The sequence below is a fragment of the Streptomyces avicenniae genome, from assembly GCF_000719135.1.
GTDB classification, from domain to species: Bacteria; Actinomycetota; Actinomycetes; order Streptomycetales; family Streptomycetaceae; genus Streptomyces; species Streptomyces avicenniae.
This window is the reverse complement of record NZ_JOEK01000033.1, coordinates 1-948: the sequence shown is the minus strand read 5'-3', so window position 1 is coordinate 948 and position 948 is coordinate 1. Positions and strand designations below refer to the sequence as shown.

Below are 948 nucleotides of genomic sequence, written 5' to 3'. Positions count from 1 at the left end.
CGGTTCGTCGTTGGCGGTGCTGGCGCATCCGGAAGCGGACATCGGTCTGGTGGGGTACGAGATGGCGTTGCTGGTCGATCGTGCCGGTACCGTTCTGACCCCTGACCTGCGCGCCGAACTCCAGGGGAGCCTTCTCAACTAGCAGACGGCATGTGCGGATTGAGGCTCCGGAGCCATAAGGTGCCAGACAAGGCGACGAGATGAGCGCGGCTTCCGCTCACGAGCGAAGGCAGTCGGAGGAGGAACAGTGACAACGCCCCCAGGCGGACCATACGGCAACGAGTACCCGGCGCAGCCGCCGCACGGCGGAGGGCGCGCGGGGCGTTTCAACTTCCCCTCGGCCCCGAGCGGTTCGCGACGGCGTCCCGGCCAGGAACAGCCCCAGGCCCCGCAGGCCCCCGGGATCCACCAGGACACACCGGACGACCGCCCCCCGCAACGCCACACACGCCCCGAGCCCGCGGGGCAGGAACGCTCCGGTCCCGGCGCGGCGCCCGGCGGCCACGGGGGCGGCGGGGGAGCGCGCGACTGGTCACCGGCCGCCGCGCGCCAGACGCCGTCGTCCGGTCGGCGCCACATGGACATCGAGCCGCAGCAGCCGCTCGTGCGCCCGTACGCGATGACCGGTGGTCGGACCCGGCCGCGGTACCAGTTGGCGATCGAGGGCTTGTCGCGATTCACCAGCCGGGTCATGAGGGTGATCCGGGTGGCCAGCCAGATGTGACACTGCTCGAAAGGGTGCTCAGTGGACTTCGCAAGCTCTAACGACGCCGGCCTCACCGCGCCGTCCCGGTCCACGACCTCCGCGAAGATTGTGATCGCGGGTGGGTTCGGTGTGGGGAAGACGATGTTTGTGGGGTCGGTGTCGGAGATCAATCCGCTGCGGACCGAGGCGGTGATGACGTCGGCGTCTGCGGGGATCGATGATCTGACGCACACGGGTGGTAA

Annotated in this window: 3 pseudogenes; all 3 read left to right on the top strand. The window is 69.7% G+C overall.

What is annotated here, in order from left to right:
• Nucleotides 1-142 (top strand): annotated as a pseudogene (locus IF27_RS30685) (roadblock/LC7 domain-containing protein); the annotation flags it as partial.
• 105 nt (nt 143-247) lie between these two features.
• A pseudogene (locus tag IF27_RS30680) lies at nt 248-765 on the top strand (hypothetical protein).
• Nucleotides 746-948 (top strand): annotated as a pseudogene (locus IF27_RS29620) (ATP-binding protein); the annotation flags it as partial. The pseudogenes IF27_RS30680 and IF27_RS29620, both read left to right, overlap by 20 nt.